The sequence below is a fragment of the Dyadobacter jejuensis genome (assembly GCF_003149085.1).
In the GTDB taxonomy this organism is placed as follows: domain Bacteria; phylum Bacteroidota; class Bacteroidia; order Cytophagales; family Spirosomataceae; genus Dyadobacter; species Dyadobacter jejuensis.
On record NZ_QGDT01000003.1, the window covers coordinates 341,866 to 362,508 of the forward strand.

General features: G+C 44.4%; 13 protein-coding genes and 1 pseudogene. 2 read left to right on the top strand and 12 right to left on the bottom strand.

Annotated features, from left to right (window positions below; genetic code table 11):
- Window positions 1-17: 17 nt before the first annotated feature.
- Genes CLV98_RS08370 through CLV98_RS08380 form a run of 3 tightly spaced genes read right to left on the bottom strand, consistent with a single transcriptional unit; the run spans window position 18 to window position 2,986 of the window.
- Window positions 18-1,127, bottom strand: a complete 1,110-nt coding sequence (locus CLV98_RS08370; protein ID WP_109673856.1) for a D-TA family PLP-dependent enzyme — start codon at window positions 1,125-1,127, stop codon at window positions 18-20.
- Between the two features lie 17 nt (window positions 1,128-1,144).
- A complete protein-coding gene (locus tag CLV98_RS08375) occupies window positions 1,145-1,627 on the bottom strand; it encodes a RidA family protein (RefSeq protein WP_109673857.1) in 483 nt (160 codons plus the stop codon).
- 24 nt (window positions 1,628-1,651) lie between these two features.
- Window positions 1,652-2,986, bottom strand: a complete 1,335-nt coding sequence (locus tag CLV98_RS08380) for a gluconate:H+ symporter (protein ID WP_510185937.1) — start codon at window positions 2,984-2,986, stop codon at window positions 1,652-1,654.
- A gap of 245 nt (window positions 2,987-3,231) precedes the next feature.
- Between CLV98_RS08380 and gyrA the strand changes: the two genes are divergently transcribed.
- Both gyrA and CLV98_RS08390 read left to right on the top strand, forming a co-directional pair.
- Entirely contained in the window at window positions 3,232-5,844 is a 2,613-nt protein-coding gene (gyrA, locus tag CLV98_RS08385) for a DNA gyrase subunit A (protein WP_109673859.1), read from the top strand.
- Window positions 5,845-5,916: 72 nt separating this feature from the next.
- On the top strand, window positions 5,917-7,374 hold the full coding sequence (locus tag CLV98_RS08390) for a tetratricopeptide repeat protein (RefSeq protein WP_109673860.1): 1,458 nt from the start codon (window positions 5,917-5,919) through the stop codon (window positions 7,372-7,374).
- Between the two features lie 90 nt (window positions 7,375-7,464).
- On the opposite strand, the gene CLV98_RS08395 is transcribed toward CLV98_RS08390, so the two are convergent.
- From CLV98_RS08395 to CLV98_RS08435, 9 genes and pseudogenes are all read right to left on the bottom strand, one after another.
- Complete coding sequence (locus CLV98_RS08395) at window positions 7,465-8,511, bottom strand: ScyD/ScyE family protein (RefSeq protein WP_109673861.1); 1,047 nt, start codon at window positions 8,509-8,511, stop codon at window positions 7,465-7,467.
- A gap of 177 nt (window positions 8,512-8,688) precedes the next feature.
- Window positions 8,689-9,684 carry a phosphotransferase enzyme family protein gene (locus CLV98_RS08400; RefSeq protein ID WP_109673862.1) on the bottom strand — a complete coding sequence of 332 codons (996 nt, stop codon included), beginning with the start codon at window positions 9,682-9,684 and terminating at the stop codon, window positions 8,689-8,691.
- Window positions 9,685-10,050: 366 nt separating this feature from the next.
- Window positions 10,051-10,917, bottom strand: coding sequence for a hydroxypyruvate isomerase family protein (locus CLV98_RS08405; RefSeq protein ID WP_109673863.1), 867 nt, complete (start codon window positions 10,915-10,917; stop codon window positions 10,051-10,053).
- Between the two features lie 189 nt (window positions 10,918-11,106).
- Window positions 11,107-13,791 carry a PQQ-dependent sugar dehydrogenase gene (locus CLV98_RS08410; protein WP_109673864.1) on the bottom strand — a complete coding sequence of 895 codons (2,685 nt, stop codon included), beginning with the start codon at window positions 13,789-13,791 and terminating at the stop codon, window positions 11,107-11,109.
- Between the two features lie 298 nt (window positions 13,792-14,089).
- Window positions 14,090-14,452, bottom strand: a pseudogene (locus CLV98_RS08415) (RagB/SusD family nutrient uptake outer membrane protein); the annotation flags it as partial.
- 13 nt (window positions 14,453-14,465) lie between these two features.
- Window positions 14,466-15,890: a DUF1501 domain-containing protein gene (locus tag CLV98_RS08420; protein WP_109673865.1), complete on the bottom strand. Its 1,425-nt coding sequence runs from the start codon at window positions 15,888-15,890 to the stop codon at window positions 14,466-14,468.
- Between the two features lie 133 nt (window positions 15,891-16,023).
- Window positions 16,024-18,369: a DUF1549 domain-containing protein gene (locus CLV98_RS08425; protein WP_229203267.1), complete on the bottom strand. Its 2,346-nt coding sequence runs from the start codon at window positions 18,367-18,369 to the stop codon at window positions 16,024-16,026.
- Between the two features lie 377 nt (window positions 18,370-18,746).
- Window positions 18,747-19,214 carry a helix-turn-helix transcriptional regulator gene (locus CLV98_RS08430; protein WP_109673866.1) on the bottom strand — a complete coding sequence of 156 codons (468 nt, stop codon included), beginning with the start codon at window positions 19,212-19,214 and terminating at the stop codon, window positions 18,747-18,749.
- A 173-nt stretch (window positions 19,215-19,387) separates the two neighbouring features.
- On the bottom strand, window positions 19,388-20,203 hold the full coding sequence (locus tag CLV98_RS08435; RefSeq protein WP_109673867.1) for a 2,3,4,5-tetrahydropyridine-2,6-dicarboxylate N-succinyltransferase: 816 nt from the start codon (window positions 20,201-20,203) through the stop codon (window positions 19,388-19,390).
- Between the last annotated feature and the right edge of the window lie 440 nt (window positions 20,204-20,643).

Here is a 20,643-nt window from a genome sequence, read left to right on the forward strand (position 1 = left end):
CTTTCTTGCTTTCGTAGCTAGATAGTGATACGACGACTTCTCGCAATGATTTTCCATTCCTGTCGGACGGTGCCATATTCGACGATAGAGGCAAATTCGTGTAACGCTACGCTAGGGCATACATGAAAGGGAACCACATAATAGGTATCCCCCACAGAAATCTGTTGCCATACATCGCTGGGAACTCTCAATACCCCATGTTCTTCACTTTGACTTAAAAGTTCATAGGAAGGCATATTTAAGATTCGGAGCCTCCTGTCAATGGGGTTTTCGGCGGCTATGGCTTTATGGCCTAGGTCTAAGGTGACGATGTTCTCCGTTGGTTTTGATATGACCCTGGTCAGTATCAAGGCCGAAGTGAGGTAGCTCTGATCCTTAAAGCTTTCGTCGTATCCGGCGTCCCACAGTACATTGGTGCCTGGACTTAGGTAAACCTGAGGTTTTAAATTGTGGATGTTAAAAGTGGGGGAGCCTCCGGCAACGACTTTAATATGAGGCCCTATTTTCGCTAAGACATAGTCGATAATCGGTAGCGCTGTTTCATAGGTACTATCGGTTAGGGTCTTCCGTTCCGAATAATCGGGTGTATGAATTTGCCCGTCATAAATATGTAGGCCATCTACAGCGAGTTGGGGGAGTTGCGAAAGCTTATCGATGAAGGCAGGGAGGGAATCGTCTGGTTTATGACCCGTACGGTTCATACCCACGTTGATGTCGATATAGATGGGAGCCTCCAATTTGTATTTTTCGGATACGGTGTTAAGTGCTTTAGCGGCATCCATATCATCGATTAATGAGGCTATAAATGCATCGGGATATTGCTGTTTTAATTGAGAGAGCCTGTCGAGGTTGGGGCCAACCATCTGATAGGCGATCAATATCCACTTTCCGCCACAGGAGGCGATCATCTCGGCCTCCGCTATAGTGGCACACTTAAATTTGGTGATGCCTTGTTCTAGTTGCAGGAGCACGAGCTCTCTGGTCTTATGAGTTTTGACATGAGGGATTAGCCGATCGGGGCTTCCGGCCATGGCGATCATTCTGCCTATATTTTCAATTATTCTTTCCTTGTAAAATAGAAGTCCTGGGGAACATACTTCTGATTCATTCTGCAATTGGTACCACATACTATTTTGTTTTGTAATTATTCTTCTTCGAGCTCGAACATGGCTTCTATTTCCACGGAGATATTGTCGGGTAATGAACCCATCCCTACGGCGCTTCTGGCTCCGACGCCCATTTCTTCACCCCAGACCTGTGCAAATAACTCACTGCAGCCATTGATGATGACCGGGTGACGGCGAAAATCGGCCGAGCAATTGACCATCCCAAGCACCTTGATGACTCTTTTTACCCGGTTGAGGCTTCCCAGCTGGGCTTTTAGAGTGGCCAATATAGCAAGTCCAACCTGTTGGGCGGCCTGCTTTCCTTCCTCTTCGTTGAGTTCGTTGCCTATCTGTCCAGTTATAAGACTGCCGTCTTCGCGTAAAGGGCCATGGCCCGACACATAAACCCAACGATTATCGACGATCAAGAGTGGCCTATAAACCCCTACCGGCTGAGGAGCGGGGGGCAAGGCAAGGCCAAGTTTGGTAAAATTAGCCTCTGGGTTATGTTCAATAATCATAGTTTTGCTAGATAAGTGTTAGTATTAGAGAATAATATTTAAAAGTAATACGCCTAAGAGCCCCATTACAGAGACAATGGTCTCCATCACCGACCAAGTCAGAAGGGTATCTTTGATGCTAAGGTTAAAATATTCCTTAAAGAGCCAGAAGCCTCCGTCATTTAAATGAGAGAACATGAGGCTACCAGAACCAATAGCCAAGACAATCAGTTCGGGCTTGACGCCGGTATTCGCCAAAAGAGGGCCTAATATTCCGACAGTCGTTAAGCCAGCCACAGTAGCAGACCCAACGCAAACACGGATGATTGCTGCAATTCCCCAGCTTAGTAATAACGGGGACATGGCTACCTCTTTCAACCCCTCGGCGATGTAGATACTCACTCCGCCAACCGTCATCATCTCTTTAAAAACACCAGAGCCGGCAATGATAAGCAATATTACAGAAACCCCCTTAAAGGCATCTTCCATCGATTTTGTTAATTGTACCATGGATTGTCCCCGGCGTATACCGAGTGTAAAGGCGGCTACTAATACCGACAGCAACATGCCAAAATAGGGTTCGGCCAGTAATTCCATCGCCTTGTTACCGGGGAACTGTGACTTTACGGCCGACATACTGGTAAGAAGTAAAACAGGAAGGAGGGCACTAAAAAGACTGACGCCAAGGCCGGGGAGTTCCTCAGTGGGGCGGGGCTTCACGTTGAATAGGGCTTCGTCGGGTTTTGGTTTAAACCTCTTTAACGATTTTCCAAATATGGGGCCTGCCACCGCAATAGCCGGTATCGAAACGATGATTCCGTAAAGCAGGGTCTGCCCTAAGTCGGCGCCCAGTTGGCTGGCGATGGCGGCGGGAGATGGATGAGGGGGAAGGTAACCATGGGCTACCGATAATGCCGAAAGCATGGGTATTCCTACATAAAGCAAAGGAAGGCCAGCAGTAGTGCTTATCATAAATATAAGCGGGATGACAATCACAAAGCCGGCGTTATAGAACAGGGGGATGCCTATTACAAAACCGGCCACAGCCATTCCCCATTGTATGTTCTTTTTACCAAAAACACCGATGAGCGCATCGGTAATGCGTTGGGCCGCTCCGCTGTCGGCTACGATTTTCCCCAGCATGGCACCAAAGCCTACGATCAGTACGAGTTCACCGAGCGTATTACCTACTCCTTTTTGGATGGCCGTGGTGATGGTGGCCACCTCGAGGCCACTGGCGAAGCCAAGACCGATAGAAACGAGTAAAAAGGAAATAAAGGTGTCAATTCTTAGCCAGGCTATTAATAAAATAAGCATTAAGATGGCTACTACTGTCAATACTATGGGCATAACAAGGTGTTTAGATAGAAATAGGATCATGTAAAGAAGACAATTCCTAAAATTTCATACTGTAAAAATTTGAGTTTTATACGTATCCTTTGAGGAATAATCATCGCTCAGACTGTACCAAGTCACCCTGCTCAGATTGGTGAAAAGATAGTTTGTTAGAGTGGCTTAAATTGACGAAATTTGATCTTTTAAGAAACTATTGTTTGTATTATTTCGGTGACGGTTTGTACTTTGCGAATCTCACATTAAAATTTGTGATTCTTTTCTAATTCTTTATGGCAGAATCTTCTGGAGAAAACATTATCCCCATTAATATTGAGGAGGAAATGCGAGGTGCGTACATCGATTATTCGATGTCGGTTATTATTTCCCGTGCCCTACCGGATGTACGTGACGGTTTGAAGCCGGTACATAGGCGGGTACTTTATGGAATGTCAGATTTAGGTGTTAATTATAATAGAGCACATAAAAAGTCGGCACGTATAGTAGGAGAGGTGTTGGGTAAGTATCACCCACATGGCGATTCGTCAGTTTATGGCACCATGGTGCGTATGGCACAGCCGTGGTCTTTAAGATATCCCTTAGTCGATGGGCAAGGTAACTTCGGTTCGGTAGATGGAGATAATCCCGCCGCAATGCGTTACACAGAAGCCAGGTTAAAGAGATTGGCTGAGGAACTTTTGGCCGATTTGGGTAAAGACACTGTCGACTTTGTCCCCAACTTCGATGACTCCCTGTCGGAGCCGTCGGTATTGCCCTGTAAATTTCCAAACCTTTTGGTAAATGGTTCTTCGGGTATTGCCGTAGGTATGGCTACCAATATGGCACCACATAACCTTACGGAGGTTATCGACGGCACATTGGCTTATATCGACAACGAAGAAATTACCATCGCCGAGTTGATGGAGTATATCAAGGCGCCCGATTTCCCAACGGGTGGTACCATCTACGGTTATCAAGGCGTTCGATCGGCCTTTGAAACGGGACGCGGAAGCATCATCATACGTGCCAAAGCGCATTTTGAAGAAAGCAAAACGGGCCGGGAGCAGATTATCATTACCGAAATCCCTTATATGACCAATAAGGCGAGCATGATCGAAAGGATTGCTGGATTGATCAATGATAAAAAGCTGGATGGTATTTCCGATATCAGAGATGAGTCGGATAGGGATGGGATGCGAATTGTATTTGACCTGAAGAAGGATGCAATACCCAATATCGTCTTAAACCACCTCTATAAATATACGCCTTTACAGTCTTCATTTGGGGTCAATAATGTCGCCTTGGTGAAAGGACGCCCCGTGCAGCTCAACCTGAAGGATCTTATTAAGCATTACATAGATCACCGTATTGTGGTGATTACGCGTCGTACGGAGTATGAACTGAGGGAGGCCGAAAAGCGCGCCCATATTCTTCAAGGGTTGTTAATTGCCCTCGACAATCTGGATGCGGTGATCAGCTTGATCCGTAATGCGAGAGATCCGGAAGTAGCCAAAATAGGCCTTATGGAGCAGTTCCAACTTTCAGAGATTCAGGCTAAGGCTATCTTGGAACTTCGTTTGCAACGACTTACCGGACTCGAACGCGACAAAATCGTGAAGGAGTACGAAGAGATCATGTTGTTGATAACAGACTTAAAAGATATTTTGGCCAATGAATATCGGAAGTATGAAATCATCAAGACGGAGCTTACCGAAATAAAAGAGCGTTACGGAGATGCACGTCGTACGGAAATCGAATTTGCTGCGGAACAGTTTAGCGATGAAGATATGATTCCGGACGACGAAATGTTGATTACGATCTCGCATGAGGGGTATATTAAAAGGACGCCTTTGGCCGAATACCGCACGCAAACCCGTGGTGGAGTAGGATCTCGTGGTGTTAAAACCAAGGATACTGACTTTACCGAACATTTGTTCTCAGCTACTATGCTGAACTACCTGCTGATATTTACAGAGTATGGTAAGTTGTTCTGGATGAAAGTATATGAAGTCCCCGAAGGAAGCAAGACCTCAAAAGGCCGTCCGATTCAAAATCTGATCAGCCTAGAAAAGGGAGACTCCATTCGTTCGGTGATTAATGTGAAGACGCTTACCAACGACGACTATATCAATAATAACTATTTGATCATGTGTACCGAACAGGGCACCATCAAAAAGACATTATTGGAGGCTTACTCTCGTCCAAGAACCAATGGTATTATCGCTATTTCGATTCATGAAGGAGACAGGCTCTTGAATGTCGCCCTGACCAATGGGGACAACGATATCATCATAGCGTCGAGTGCGGGGAGAGCAGTGAGGTTCAATGAAACCGGGGTAAGACCCATGGGCCGTACCGCCGCTGGAGTTAGAGGTATTAATCTCGGTGAAGGTAATAAGGTAATTGGCATGGTGTGTATCAACCGCGACGATGCCCAGTTACTGGTTGTTTCCGAAAATGCCTTTGGTAAACGTTCAGCGATAGCCGACTACCGGATTACCAAACGGGGTGGTAAGGGAGTATCCACCATGAATGCCACCGATAAGGTGGGTAAACTCGTGGCGATATGCGAAGTGACCGAGCAAGACGACCTGATGATTATTACTCGAAACGGTATAGCCATTCGTATGAGCGTTTCTGATGTTCGCCAAGCCGGAAGAAATACCCAAGGTGTCAAGCTGATTAGACTCAATAATACCGATGAAATAACCTCGGTGACTCGAATTTTGAAGGATCCTGACGAGAAAGAGGAATTAGCGTTGGATGAAGACGGTAATCCGATCGAAAAGAATTCACTCATTGTAACCGATGCTTCAGAAGATTTGGCTCTGGATGACTCAATCGATACTGAAGACCTAGAGGACGATTCCGACGAAGATGACCAGGAGGAGGATACAGAGGTATGATTTTTGTAAAAAAAACAATAATAAACCTATATTTACGGTAGAAAACCAAACCAACATCAAAAGAAAAGATTTATGAAAAGATTACTCTTTGTTTCAGCACTTGCCCTGTTTAGCGCAACGGCTTTTGGACAAGATGCGGCAAATAAATTGATACTGGATCAATACCAGAAGGAAAAGGAAAAAAGTGACAAAAGCATAGACGATGCCAAAGCGACGGCCAAGGCCGCATATTGGATGGATCGGGCCAAGACCTATGAAAGTATTGCCCTTCAGGCTACCGAATTGGATTCTAGTGCAGCCAAGACGGCTATGGATGCCTATAAAAAAGTAATAGAATTAGATGTTACTAAAAAAGGGCAGCCAGGAAAATCTTCTAAGGAAGCAGAATCTATATTGAAAGGAGAGGAAGGAACTCAACTTTTCAATGCCTTCGTAAAACAAGGTGCCGAAAAGTACCAGTCTCAAAACTTGGAAGGTGCTTTGGAAATGTTCCAGCTAGCCCAAGAGATTAATAAGAAGGATACCCTCGCTTCATTGTACGGTGGTATTGCAGCTCAATCTTTGGATAAAAAATCGGAAGCCATTGCTCAATTTGAAAAATATGCCGAAAATGGTGGTACTGACCCAAGTGTATATTATGGCTTGAGCCAGCTGTACCGTGCCGAAGACAAATTTGATATGGCACTCGCTTCTTTGAATAAAGGATTGGAGCGTTCGCCGGACAACAAAGATTTGAAGGCGGAGATTGTTAATATTTATCTAGCTTCTGGAAAAGAAGACCAGGCCATTAATGAGCTGAAGGCTTTGACAGAAAAAGATCCTAACAATATTCAGAACATTTTGAACCTGGCTATTCTTTATGATAACACCAGTAGCAAACTTAACCAAAAAATCAAAGAGGTCGATAGTAAGCTAAGTCAGGGTACTTCTAAGGTTTCCAGCCTCAATAAGGATCTGGAAACTGAGAAAGGAACTATTGAAGTTTTTGACGGAGAAGTTAAGCGTATTACTGGATTGTTAAAGAAGCAACCTAAAAGTGCTGACCTGAAGCGTCAGTTAGCGGATGTGACTGCCAAGAAAAAAGAAGCAGTAGAATCTGTTGCTTCCCTAGAAAAACAAATTGCTGAAGCTAAAGAGGCGGCCAAAGGAAATGATACTGCGGCCTTGGAAAAGGAATTGGCAGAATTGAAGGCGAAGCAAAAAACGGCTGTAAGCGAAGCAGTAGCTAGTTACAAAAAAGCCTTAGTGGTTGAACCTAATAACTACGATGCGCTTTATAACCTGGGTGCTTTTTACTTCAATGAAGCCGTTCAGCTAAAAAGTGAAGTCGATAACATGAACATGACCGATTATCAGAAACGCGGTAAAGAAATAGAAGGACGTGTTTGTGGTCGTTTCAAAAAGGCTAAGCCATACTTCGAAAAAGCGGTACAAGCTAAAGATGAAGAAGAAGCCAAAGAAGCACTTGAAAACGCTACCAATATCATTGCCCAATTAGAAGGTAAAGGAATTGTTTGTGTAGAAGAATAAGAGTTTCTCTATAATAATTGTTAGTAAGAGGCCCCTCTGGAAATTCCAGAGGGGCCTCTTTTTGGTACATGCATCATACCCTTCAATAACTCATTGGGCTGTAAACTTGGTGATTAGTCCAGGGCCATAATGCAATACATAATAGGTGTCGGGGCTAGTCTTACTCAGCAGTATATCGACTGGCGTAATGGCGGGTGCGTATAATGCTACTGCAGCATCCTCTCCGCTAGCTATGCGACCGGCCGAACCAAAACCAAATTCCGTAACCAAGAGTTGGCCGCCTGGAGAAAAGACAAGGTCTGTCAGCGCTGAGAATCCAGATCGGTACAATGTAGGAGTACTAGGGGCTGAACCCGACCCACTGACTTTGTAGATATGAGCGTGTCCAGTAGGGAAAGGGAATCCGGTGAGTGTGGTAACTAAAAAGTCGGAGCCATCGTAGGCGATGCCGGTCGGTACGGCGTCGAGGGTAGGAGGGCCTACCATGGGACTAGTGGGATTGGCAACGTCGGGCAGTACAGCATAAATGCTCAAGGCTCCGTTGGTCTTATCTCTGCGAACGATGGCATTGGCTCCGGCATCTACAATAAAAAGGTCGCCATTAGGCCCGAAGGTAAGGTTATAAGGATTGGATAGTTTGTCATCCGGTGCATTGGGGTGCGCATTTTTAACAAAGGTTCCTATATCCATGCCGGTCAGCGAACTCGCAACGATAGGTGCTGAAGTGCCAGGGTTAAAGCTGGTTATATCTACTACGTACAATTTCCCTTCCACCCCATGTAAAATATACAACTGGCCGTTCATATAAAGCAAATGGGTGAGGCCTTCTGGCGAATTCTCAGGACTTATGGAAGAAGCAAAACCGGTAATTGCCGGATAGGCCATGCCGGAGGGCGTGATTACCGTAACCTGGCCATTATTGCTCGTGCCGGTTCCGGCTTCTGTAACCCATATATTTCCCTTAGGGTCGTCGGTTATTCCAATAGGCGCCTTTAAGCCTGACGCAAATGGTGGACCTTGGGACGGAGACAAGCGCATTGGGGTTTGAATCTTATGGTCCTGTAGCACGCAGCCGTTGACCAACATCAAACTACCTAACATCATCACATAAAAAGTAAAATCCTGAAGCCTTTTCATACATTAAATCCGTTATAGGTGAAACGTGAATTGCGGACCAATTTAAAGGAAATATGGGTCTGAAAGTCAAATAGTTAGGGATACTTACTTAACGGTACGATTAAGATATTGATTTTGCCAAATACTATTGATCTTAGCGAATCTAGAGTAGGGGGGACGGGCCTGGGACCGGGGGGATTACATCATAGACTTTAACTGATGGTGGTTAATCCAGCGCTTCATGCCGTTGGTATACCTTATCAGATGGCCATGGTTTAAAAACACATTAGACCAGGTATTGAAAGTTTGACATTGAATACCCAGATAAAATACCATTATTCCAAGACTCAAGATGGGGATAATTTTTTTTTCATCGTTCGATAGTCGATGCACCGATTCATACCCTTGAAGAAATTGATCCATTTTGTTTTGAAACAAGTCCAGGTCCAGATTGGTTTGAAATAGTTGGTACGAAAAGTACGCAATATCCAAGCACAACCATCCATTGCCTGCAAAGTCAAAATCGAAGATCGTGAGGGTCTGGTCATTTTCAATATGCAGGTTATCAAACCAAATGTCCATATGTACTGCACCAGTTCGCAACTCCATCTGGCGGAATGTTGCAAACTCCGTCTGCAAGGAATCGGCGATCCGGGTTAAAAATTCTTTCTCTTGAGAAGGTTGATTGAAAAACTGATGGATTCGTTGAACGGGTTGGTGCAAAAGCGTGGTAGCATCATAATGAATACGGTCTATGCCGAACTGGTAGGTTGCTCGATGCATCTGAGCCATCGTTCGGCCAATCGTATAACTTGCCTCTGGAGAAAACAGTGGAATTTTTATACCCATAGCAAAAGAGAATAAGACCCCATAGCGTAGACCTTCTGGCGCTTGTAATTCTTGTATATAGCTTTGTTGTTTGTCAACTATTGGAAATGAGACGGGAATCGTATTTTCTTTTAGTAGCTCTAGAAGCCGGAGTTCTTCAGAAATTTCAGTTCGGCTGCGCCAGCCATAGCTATAAACCCGAAATACATATTTGATGGAATGCTCGGGATCGTCCACCAAGTACAGATGATTCATTCCCGTTCTGAGCAAACTACATTTTGCGGCTTTCCCCAAATGATATTTTTCTTGAAGATATAAATTCAGCTGGTCTGCAGATAAGGTAGATTCTGTTACGGGGAATGTCATGAATTCGGATTTTAAAAATTGTATAGCAAAAGTAGCTAATCTCACTGACTTCGATAATTGTTATTTTGAAGTCAAAAATAGGGAAAACTGGCAAAAGTGACTATTTTATTTAACATAATATAAATTATATAACATTTATATATCGAACTAATAGGTTAATTTGGGAGTTTGAGCTCCAACTACCTCTTAAAATGGCTCCTCTAGATTTTGCTGTATGGGTCATTGGTTAGAATGTATATTTCTATGCCATTCTCAGGGCTTAGGAATTCGAAAGAAAGTCTGATAACTTTTTTACAATCATTTTGTTAGCATTGAAATCTGCATACTATTTTTACTAGTTGCAGATTTCAATGTATCGAATTTCGGTTAAATATCGCAGATTTCTACCCCTTGGCGCAGCGAACTGATTGGATCGCGCTTCGGAATGAACTCTTGAGCTACATATCCTTTAAAACCATTGGCCTTAATTGCTTTCATAATGGCTGGATAGTTCAGTTCTTGACTGTCGTCAATTTCATTACGGCCTGGTACGCCGCCAGTATGATAATGGCTGATGTACTGATGGTACTGATTGATGGATGCAATTACGTCGCCTTCCATGATTTGCATATGGTAGATGTCATATAGCAATTTGAAGTTTTCGGATCCTACCATTTCACATAGACCAGCACCCCAAGCCGTATGATCGCACATATAGTCTTTATGGTTGACCTTACTATTAAGCAATTCCATCACCATGGTCACGTTGTGTTTTTTTGCGAGCGGCATCAGACGCCTAAGTCCAACGGCGCAGTTGCGCATCCCGTCGTAATCGGACATTCCTTTCCGGTTACCCGAGAAGCATATTACCTGGGTATAGCCTGCCTCTTGGAGTTTTGGGAAAAGTGCCTCATAGCTGGCTACCAGTTCGTCGTGTAGTTTAGGATCATTGAATCCCTTCTCAATGCCCATTCCAGCACCACTGGCTAAGGCACAAGTCAAGCCATATTTCTTGAGTGTTGGCCAATCTTCGGGCCCCAACAGTTCAATAGATTTAATACCGATTTTCCTACAATCTTGGGCAAAAGTGTCCAGAGGTATCTTACCATAACACCATTTACAAACCGAATGGTTTATATTTCCTTTAAGCGACATGGGGCTAAGTCGTTGGCTACCAAAGCTATTGGTGGCTCCTGCGACACTCAGTGCTACCCCACTTCCTAGCACTTTTTTGATGGAGGCTCTCCTATTCATATGCGTTTATTGTTGTTTATTTCATTGATTAACCGTTAGAAGGTACTTACCTCCTGCCCTATTGAATTGGATATTGCTGACGCTCCTCAGTCTTAACGAATGAGCCTTTCGCTACATTCAAAAAATAAAGGGATAGTTTCCGTTAGAAAATTATCCCTTTAAAGCAAAACCCGATATTAATATACCCGTCTATTTTCCTTTTGAGGTGTTATAGATTGGATTTTTTTCATTACCTCCCGACATTAGATATGCCGTAAGATCACGTAATTCGTCGGGGTTCAATCCATTGATTAATCCTGGTAGCATAATAGAAACCGTTGAAGTCTTTACAACCTTCACCGATTTTTTAGCTATTTTCCTAACTGTGGTCGGATCAAATGGATTTTGTGAGATATAATAATGCGTTGCATCTTCATTCAGCTGGCGGCCAAGTACCGATTCACCGTCATTCAATTCATAAATGAAGGAAGCATATTGATCCGAAATAGCCTTGTTCGGTACGATAATCGCCTCCATCATATCCTTCACTGAGAACCGATTGCCAAGTTGAGTAAGGTCGGGACCGACATCCGAGCCTTCACCACCTATGGTATGACAACGGTTACAAAGTACTGCCGAGAATATAAGCTTACCTCTTTCGAAGTCGCGATTTTCAAGATGACCCGAAACCAGGCTATCCGCTTCTTCTACCTTCCAGCCACGGCCTGGTCCTTTTGGATTGTAGGTTTGGGTTAAGGAATTTCCATTGGAGGTCAATTTGCTAGCTCCTGACAATTGATCATAATGATCTCTTTTATCCTTAGGGACATTTTTGAGTGCGAGGTTACGCGCCTTGTCGATGAAGCCAATATAGCTTCTTCCCCCCTGATAACTAAATGCTTTATCGAACCATTTGAAGTATTCATCACGCATCTGATCATTCCATCCGGTTTTGGCACTGCTCAATACGAATGCATAGTAAGTCTGTTGCATAGGTGGCATTTTCTCTAGCATACCTGCTATGTCCAAGCCATATTGAGGGTTTCTCAGGATAAGATCGGATGAAGCCGTAGCGGTCTCGTTGTCCACATCGTCAAATTTTTCATTGGAAGTCAACAGTGCCAATGTTTTTTTAACGGCGTCCGGTGCCTCCAAAGCAATAAGCACTTTACTGAATTGCTTATTGGAAAGGGCAGATTTAGAAGGGAATAGAGGATTTATATTGTTGATCAAGGCCGTTTTAGTAGCGGCATCGGGCTGCCCATAACGGAATATTGCTACTTCTGTAGTCCTTAGAAGATCTCTCTGTTTTTCCTCATTCAATTTTTTAAAATCGATACTGGCAATCGCCTTTAGTAAGGCCGATTTGTCGGAAGCAGATCCCTGGCGCGTCAAAGCCAAGAGTGCATATACCTTCTTACTAGGGTTAGTTTCGGCTAATGCTTTTTGCTTCCATCCCACCACTGGCTGATTTTCTATGGCCAATCGTGCCGCGTAGCGAACGAAACGGTCGGGATGATCTAGGTGAGGCCATGCGGTGTCAACGGCTTTCGGGTTGGGGCCTACATGAAACGCTTCTAATTCTCTGCGCAATTTATTCTCTGGGGTAACGATCGCCTTGGCGAGTGCCGAGTTGGCAGGAAGTTTTTGGTAGTCTTTGTAATATACCCTGTATAGATCCGATTGCAATCTACGACCTCCAGTCAAAAAGTACAGTGCTCCATCGGGGCCAATGGCTCCATCAGTCAAAGGAAGCGGAGAGCCAGAAAGGAACTCCTCATGATCGGCACTATAGGATGCTCCATTCGGTTTTAGATGTAGCCCATGAACGATCCCGAAGCTCCAGTCGAAAGCCAATAAGGTATTTTTGTATTTGGCGGGGAACTTGGCATCTTTAAGATATATCAGGTTTGTTGGAGAGCCTTGGCCTATATTCATGATGGCGGGCATATTGTCGGGGAACGAAGGAGACCATTTTGCATCGCCTGTTCTCCAGCCAAACTCGCTACCGCTGGTTGTATGGCATACGCGTGTAGGACGGTACCACGGGGTTCCAAAATCCCATTCCATATCGGAGTCGTAGGTAAACAAATCGCCCGCTTCATTAAAGGCGATATCGAATGGATTCCGGTATCCGGCGCTTATCAGTTCCCATTTTTTACCGTCAGGATCCGTATGGGCTATCCAGCCACCTGGTGCATGACGATCGTTGGCATGGCCCCGTGGATCTTTTATGAGCGGAAACAGGTTGTCATCACCCCAGTTTTTGGGCAATCTGTAGATGTCCATCTCTGGGAGATCGGTATGGTTACCCGCTACTACATAGAGGGATTTCTTGTCGGGCGACAATACGATGCTGTGAGGACCGTGCTCTCCTTCACCATTCATGGCCTTGAGCAAGGTGATCTTATCGTATTGGTCATCGTTATTGGTATCCTGAAGTCGGTAAAGACCACTTTTGTCCGAGAATTTTGGATTGGAGCGGTTGTTCACCATCACATATAGGCTATTGAACGCGTAGAGCAACCCATGAGAAAAACCCATTTGGATTTTTGTCGTGTCTCCATTTATGCCGAGTTTCTCGACTTCTGGTTGGGCATTGCTGCCAATGGGGGGAAGTTTCAATCGGTACAAGAAGCCATATTGATCGGAGGCGATCATGCGCCCTTTGTCATCGAAGGTCATCGACACCCATGACCCTTCGTTATTCTCGGAGGGGCTGTATAAGTGATCTGCTTGAAAACCATCGGCAAGTTTAAGCTTTCCAACTTTATCGTCGGATGGAGCCATGGTTTTGGCAGAACGGTTACTGACTAATACCCCGCAGGAAACGGTCACGGCTAGCATTGCGGCCAACCCTGTTGGTAGATTTAACCATTTTTTCGGTTTGTACATATTCAATTTAGTATTAAGAATTGGTTTTTATTTCTTGGTTTATTTAAATTTTTGGCGGGTTATGTCCAATTAACACAATAATAAAAGATTATCTTTAAAACACTGTCCTGCACTATCTGTATTTTTTCAGAAAAATACAGAATGACTATAATTTTGGATTAAAATTGGCTTATAACTCCACTTTTTGAATTATATATTACCGTAAGCTATATAATTTTTGAGACAATTTATAAAGCAAAAGCAGTTCTTGCCCAGGAGTAAGAACTGCTTTTGCGTGGATCCTACTTGGCCACGTATCTTAAAAGTATGGAGTTAAAGCGGACTCTACTGCTGGAAGACCATAGTAGATATCCAAGACAGTAAAAGCATTGTTTGGAGGGACGGCACCATCCGGAAAATAATAGGCTTTCGGATTACTTTTGACCCTTTGTCCATAGGCCGTAATGACTTCCTGTACCCTATCGGTCCTTACCAGATCGAACCATCGTTTGTTTTCGAAGGCTAGCTCGACTCTTCGCTCCTGATAGATGGCCTTGCGCATATCGGCTTGAGAGCTCGCCGTGGTTGGGGCCAACTTGGCTCGGCTCCGTACCATGTTGAGGTAGGTGGCCGCTTGGGTAGGCTTACCTTGCTCATTGAGCGCTTCTGCCAGATACAGGAGTGTTCTTTTTTATTTAAACTAGTAACTCCTTGATGATTTGGCCCTTGCCATCTGGAGTCGTATAAAAGGGTCGCTTCTCAATTTCATAATTGGTTTCGGGTGGAATCCCAAGGGCATGGTAAATGGTCTGGTGAATTTGGTCAATCTTTACTGGATTTTCAATGGTCTTACAGGGCCGCTCATCGGCAGTTTTACCATATACGAATCCCTTTTTAATACCCCCTCCAAACATTAGCATAGAGCAACCATCGGTAAAGTGCCGATGCATGCCATAGAATTTCGGATCGTTTAATATATCGGGTTGATTAACTTGTTCTTTTACGGTAGCGTCGGGTCTACCTTCTACCATCATATCTCTACTGAATTCGCTGGCCAGTACGATCATGGTGCGGTCCAGATGACCCGATTGATCCAGATCCTTGATGAGCTGAGCTACAGGGCCGTCAATTTGTTTTTTCATTTCGACGAGGCGTGAATTGCCATTCTCATGCGTGTCCCATCCCTTAAATGGCTCATACTCGGTGGTAACACTAATGAAGCGTGCGCCTTGTTCGGTAAGTCTACGCGCCAAAAGACACCCTAAACCAAATTTCCCAGTGTTATAGATGTCATAACTATTTCGAGGCTCCGTGCTAAGATCGAAAGCCTTAGACTCTGGGGAGTTAAGTAAGGCATAGGCTTGTTCCATAGAACGCCGTAAGGATTCCCGTTGATAGTCACTGCCAAACTCTCCCACCGGACTGTTGTTGATCAGTTCATTGTAAAGCTGGTTGCGTCGTTCAAACCTTTGGCTGTCCATACCTGCCGGAGGGCGTACGCTATCGAGTCCCTGGCTAGGGTCTGGAATAAAGAAAGGCCCAAATTCGTTTCCTAGGAACCCGGCCGTATGAAAAGCCTTAAGCTCTTCGGCTTCGCCCACTGTGAAGCGTTGGCCAATATCTATAAATGCTGGGATCACCGGATTTTTAGGACCCAGTTCCTTGGCGATCCATGAGCCTATATGAGGGGCGGCTACCGTCTGTGGTGGTTCGTAGCAGGTATGCCAATGGTACTGATGTCGGGAGTGTAGGATATGTCCCATGTCGGCGGCCATATAGGACCGGATGAGGGTCCCCTTGTCCATCACTCCCCCGATGGACTGTAAGCCTTCCGAAAACTGAATGCCATCGAGTACGGTCGGCATGGATGGAAAGGTACTCAGCACGCGATTCCCTTCCATTCCTGTTTCATAAGGAGTGAACCGTTTAGGGTCAAAGGTCTCCGTATGCGCCATGCCTCCAGCCATCCATAGCAAGATTACCGTGTCGGCAGAAGCAGTAGGCTTGGGGCTACAGCCCGTGATAATTTGTGAAGTGGGCAAGCTTGCGGCCAATGCCGCCATGGTAGCCGCGCTGGCGCCTTTCAAAAAGTCCCTTCTATTCCAGTTATAATGATGCATATCGTTAGGGTTATCTCATTGATAATCAGATTGCTATTTATTTACTTATTAAAAGTGATAAATGTATAATATAGTATTAATTGTACTATATATTTAATATGCTTATTACTTTATTTATGTACTAAAAGAATGATTAGTATATTAATTGAAATTCTGGTAACATCGCCATGGCCCACATCAAATCAGCTATATTGTTTTCATTAGGTTGGTTGCCCACGATTCGCCTGGCGGTTTCCGATTCCTTTTGATTAGGGGTCCTTCCCAGGGCCCTTCTGTACATTTCAGTAATTAACAGATCGGGCTGAGGATAGTGTTGTTTCCATTGTTTGGCCCCCTCTTTTAGCGTTCTGTCCAGTTGTTGCCCATTGGTAAGTTCTAAGGCTTGCAACAAGTTGGCTTGGGTGTTGCGTGTGGTCATGACGGTCTCCCTATTGGGGCGTCCTAAGGCGGTCAGAAAGGCGTCGTTCTTAACCAAACTTGCGCGTACAAAGGGGATTTTGCCTTTGATCTCCTCAGGCAATTTATCGGAAAGGGAGGAGTCGGCGTACATAGGAACGAAGGTCCTGCTGATAGCATCTGCAAACTGTTCGGCGGTGAGGCGCTTGCGTACCATTCCCGTAAACTGATAATCTTGATTCATGAGTATTTCGGGCTCCTTAACGGATGTTCCTGGTAGTTGGTAGGCCTCCGAGGTGACGATCTGCAGCATAAGTCTTTTGATATCGAACCCATTTTCTGTAAAATCGTACGCCATCCAATCGAGCAAATCCTGGCTCCATGGCAGATTGTCCATAACATCCACGGGTTCTATCAGCCCTCTACCCATCAGCTGAGCCCAGATCCGGTTAACTAGGGTCCTATAAAGCCGTCCATCGGCGGGTTTTATGAGGTTGTCGGCCAACTGACGGAGTCGTTGCTCGGTACTTGCGTCGATGGCTATCTCTCCTAATTCTGGAAAGAGCATTTGTGTGCTGGCCATCTTACCGATAGGTTTGTCACATCGGTTTATTTCCAAGAGGGTATCTGCAAAAATATTGGCAAACCCATAGGCTTGTTCGAGCTTCCAGTCGCTGACGAAACTATCGTGACAAGAAGCACATTTTAAGTTAAGTCCCAAAAAAACTTGAGCCACGTTCTGTGCCGCTTGCATTTCGGTACGTTGACTGGCATTAATGGTTCCCCTCCATTTTATTCCTTTAATAAATCCTTGAGACGCCTCATTGGGGCTAATGAGCTGATGGACAAATTCATTGTATGGTTTGTTTTGGGCCAATGCGCTATATAGCCAGGGAGTTATTCCAGACCTTCCTTGGGTGATATAGCCGGTTCCGGTGTAGTCGTTTCGGAGTGCATCGTTCCAAAAGGTGAGCCAATGCTGGGCGTAGTCGTCATTCCTATTTAATAGTTGTTGTGCAAGTTTTTCTCTTTTATTGGGGGCATTGTCGGTAAGAAAATCCTCCAGTTCCTTAGGCTCAGGCAATAGGCCTATTAAGTCCAGGTACACCCGGCGGGCATAAGTACGGTCATCTACGGGAGCTGTCCATTTTAAACCTAGCTTTTGAAAATACGAATTTACGAAACGATCGATAGGGTTTTTATAGACCCCTTGGGGTACTTGAGGCAATCTTGGAGCCATTTCGGCCATTCTAAAAATACTTCTTTCTTCTCCTTCGGGCCAAGGGGCCCCCCGGTCAATCCAATAACGAAGTATTTCAATTTCTGAGCTGGTAAGGCGCTTGCCTTTCGTTGGCATAGCTTCCTTATGGTTTGCTGGTAAGCTAATACGCCTGATAATCTCACTTTTTCCCGAATTACCAGGCTGTAAAATTGGGCCATTTTCTCCACCAGCCATAAGGGCGTCCTTGCTATCGAGCCGTAAGTCTCCTTTCTGCTTGACCTCCCCGTGGCAACTATAACAGTTATGGGCTAGTATGGTTCTAACTTCGATATTAAGTTCTTGCAGCTGGTTGGGATCGAGCTCCTCAGTGGTGCTGGTCAGAGCAAATTGAGAGGGGGAAGGAGCTGGATCTTGATGCGTAGCAGGGAGCGTACCGCTTAGGTAGTCGGAGCCGTGCGTCAGCATGGCTCCATAATGCCCAGCCAAGCTCACCCCCAAGACGGTGGCAATGAGCAGTAATCGGTAAGTACGCAGGTGCCGATTGTGGGATAGATAGATGGTGGCGCTTGCTAAAATGAGGGTGGCAATACCCAGCCATTGATGTATGGGCAAATCATCTCCCCCATATTCCTCGGTGTTGGCGAGTACTAGGCCAAAGGCCACTGAAAAGAAAGCACCTAATGTTCCAAGCCATAATAGCATCAAGATGGCCCGAGCGTAGATCTTTGATTTGCGGGTATAATCGACAAATTCTAAAAATAAAGCAACACATAGCAAACTGACAGGGAAGTGAACCACTAAGGGATGTAGGTGACCAAGGAATTTCCATAGCCAAAAGGATTCTGAGATTTCAACAGACACGGCGGAAGAATTTTTTAAAGCAATTGCGCTAGTAATTGCTTTATAGTTATCATAAAACCAAAAGAACTAAAAAATATTCGAATTCTTCTATTTCTATACAATTCTAAACATTTTTTCTTTTGGGACCATCCTGTGCTGTCGGAATCTCTCGATTTCTTTAAATCGATTCTCATGCCGATTGGAACTTGGCCGGTCGCGCCTGGCTGGCCGAACCTGGCCGGCCGCACCTAGTCGGCCACACCTAGTCGGCCACACCTAGCCGGTCGCACCATCTAATAGGGGAAGATAGTGAAGTGGATGACTACGGGAGGCGGGGGCTATCCAAAAGGAACCAGTCGTAGTCATCCAGGGAAAAGGAAATTCGGTGGGCTACTTGTCTAGGCTTTAAAATCGGGAGTGAAATCCTGAAAGGTCCCATCGGAATAGAAAATCATTATTCTTTCTACAGCCTTCGTTCCTAAGCCAGCTGCTGAGCCCGAAGGAAGGCTGTTTTTGGAGGCGCTGACATTTTCCTGTATGCTTTCATCCTGTACAGGTGTAGGGTTCATTGAAATCTGAGGAGCCTTTTCGGGGGCTTTTTCTTCTATTTCGGGGGTATATGCGGCTGGTTTTGATGGGGTTGGCTCTGGAATATCAAAGGGTAAATCTTCGTCGTCCAAAATCCAATTCAGGCCTAAATCGGGAAATCTACGTATAATTTTCTGCACAATGTCCAAACTAGGCTTGTTTCTACCTGCCAGGATATGGGAAATACTAGAACGCTGTACACCTATCTCGTCGGCAAAGATGGAAGGGGACAAATTCTTCGAAGCCAGTATATGTTTTATTTTATCGCTAAGTTCCATATGTAAATGATTTAATATCCAAACAAATGTAAATCATTCATGGCAACATTGCAAGCAAGAGGAGGGTCGTATTGTAAACTCTATTCAGTATACAAAAATATATCAACCAGTAGTTTAAAAAAATACAGGGACTGAAGCAGCCCCTGTATTTATAAATGTACTTTTATACAAAGTTAAACCGTTACATTATTTTCTCTTAAAGCATCGTTTAAAGATGTTTTTAAATCAGTACTGGCTTTTCTCTTTCCGATAATTAGGGCGCAAGGCACTTGGTAAGTGCCTGCAGGGAATTCTTTAGCAAGGGATCCAGGGATAACCACCGAGTCGGCAGGAACGAATCCTTTATACTCGACGGGGGTATCGCCAGTGACATCAATGATTTTGGAACTACCGGTGATGGTGACCCCGGCTCCTAATACGGCCCGTGGTCCAATATGTGCGCCTTCAACTACGATACACCTGGATCCAATAAAGGCGCCATCTTCAATAATTACTGGAGCGGCCTGTACGGGTTCCAAAACGCCGCCAATTCCTACTCCTCCGCTAAGGTGAACATTTTTGCCTATTTGTGCACAGCTACCTACGGTGGCCCAAGTATCTACCATGGTTCCCTCGTCTACATAAGCGCCAATATTAACATAGGAAGGCATTAGGATAACACCTTTGGAAATATAAGCACCATAACGAGCAACGGCTGGAGGTACCACCCGTACACCAAGTTCCTGATAACCAGTTTTTAACTTCATTTTATCATGGAATTCAAAAATACCTACTTCGCTGACCTCCATTTGTTGGATAGGAAAGTACATGAGGATAGCCTTTTTCACGGCTTGGTTGACTTGCCATTCGCCATTTGCTAATTTCTCGGCTACACGTATGCGTCCTTTATCTACGTCTTCTACAATTTGTTTGATGAGTGCAATAGCAGATGGTTCTGTCAATTTAGTTCTATCGTTCCAAATCTCTTCTATACTTGAAGTAAAGTCCATGTTAAAGTTAAAGTTTAATATAAATTATTTAAGTTATTGATTATTAATCGTTTAGAGTTTTTAACAAAAGGATATTTTGATAAAGCATTCTAACAAAAATCCAACTCTTCGAACTGGATTAAGCTTACAAATATACGAAAATATAGTACGAGTCAAGGCCATCCCATCAAATGAATACGGAGAGAAACAAAATGAATGAAGATAAGTAGTCGACAGATATATACTGGGATTCAGAGGAGCAATCAGGAGCAAAAGATAGTGAGTAAGTAAAATTAAAAGACCCCTACCCTACATTCAAAGAAAGTCATAGACCTAATTAGTATTTAATATAATAAAAGAAGAATAATTACTAATTATATTAGCAATTATTCTAAATTACTAAAGGAAAATGCTAAACATATTAGTTAGTATACTAATATTGATTCTTTCTTTGGATCTAT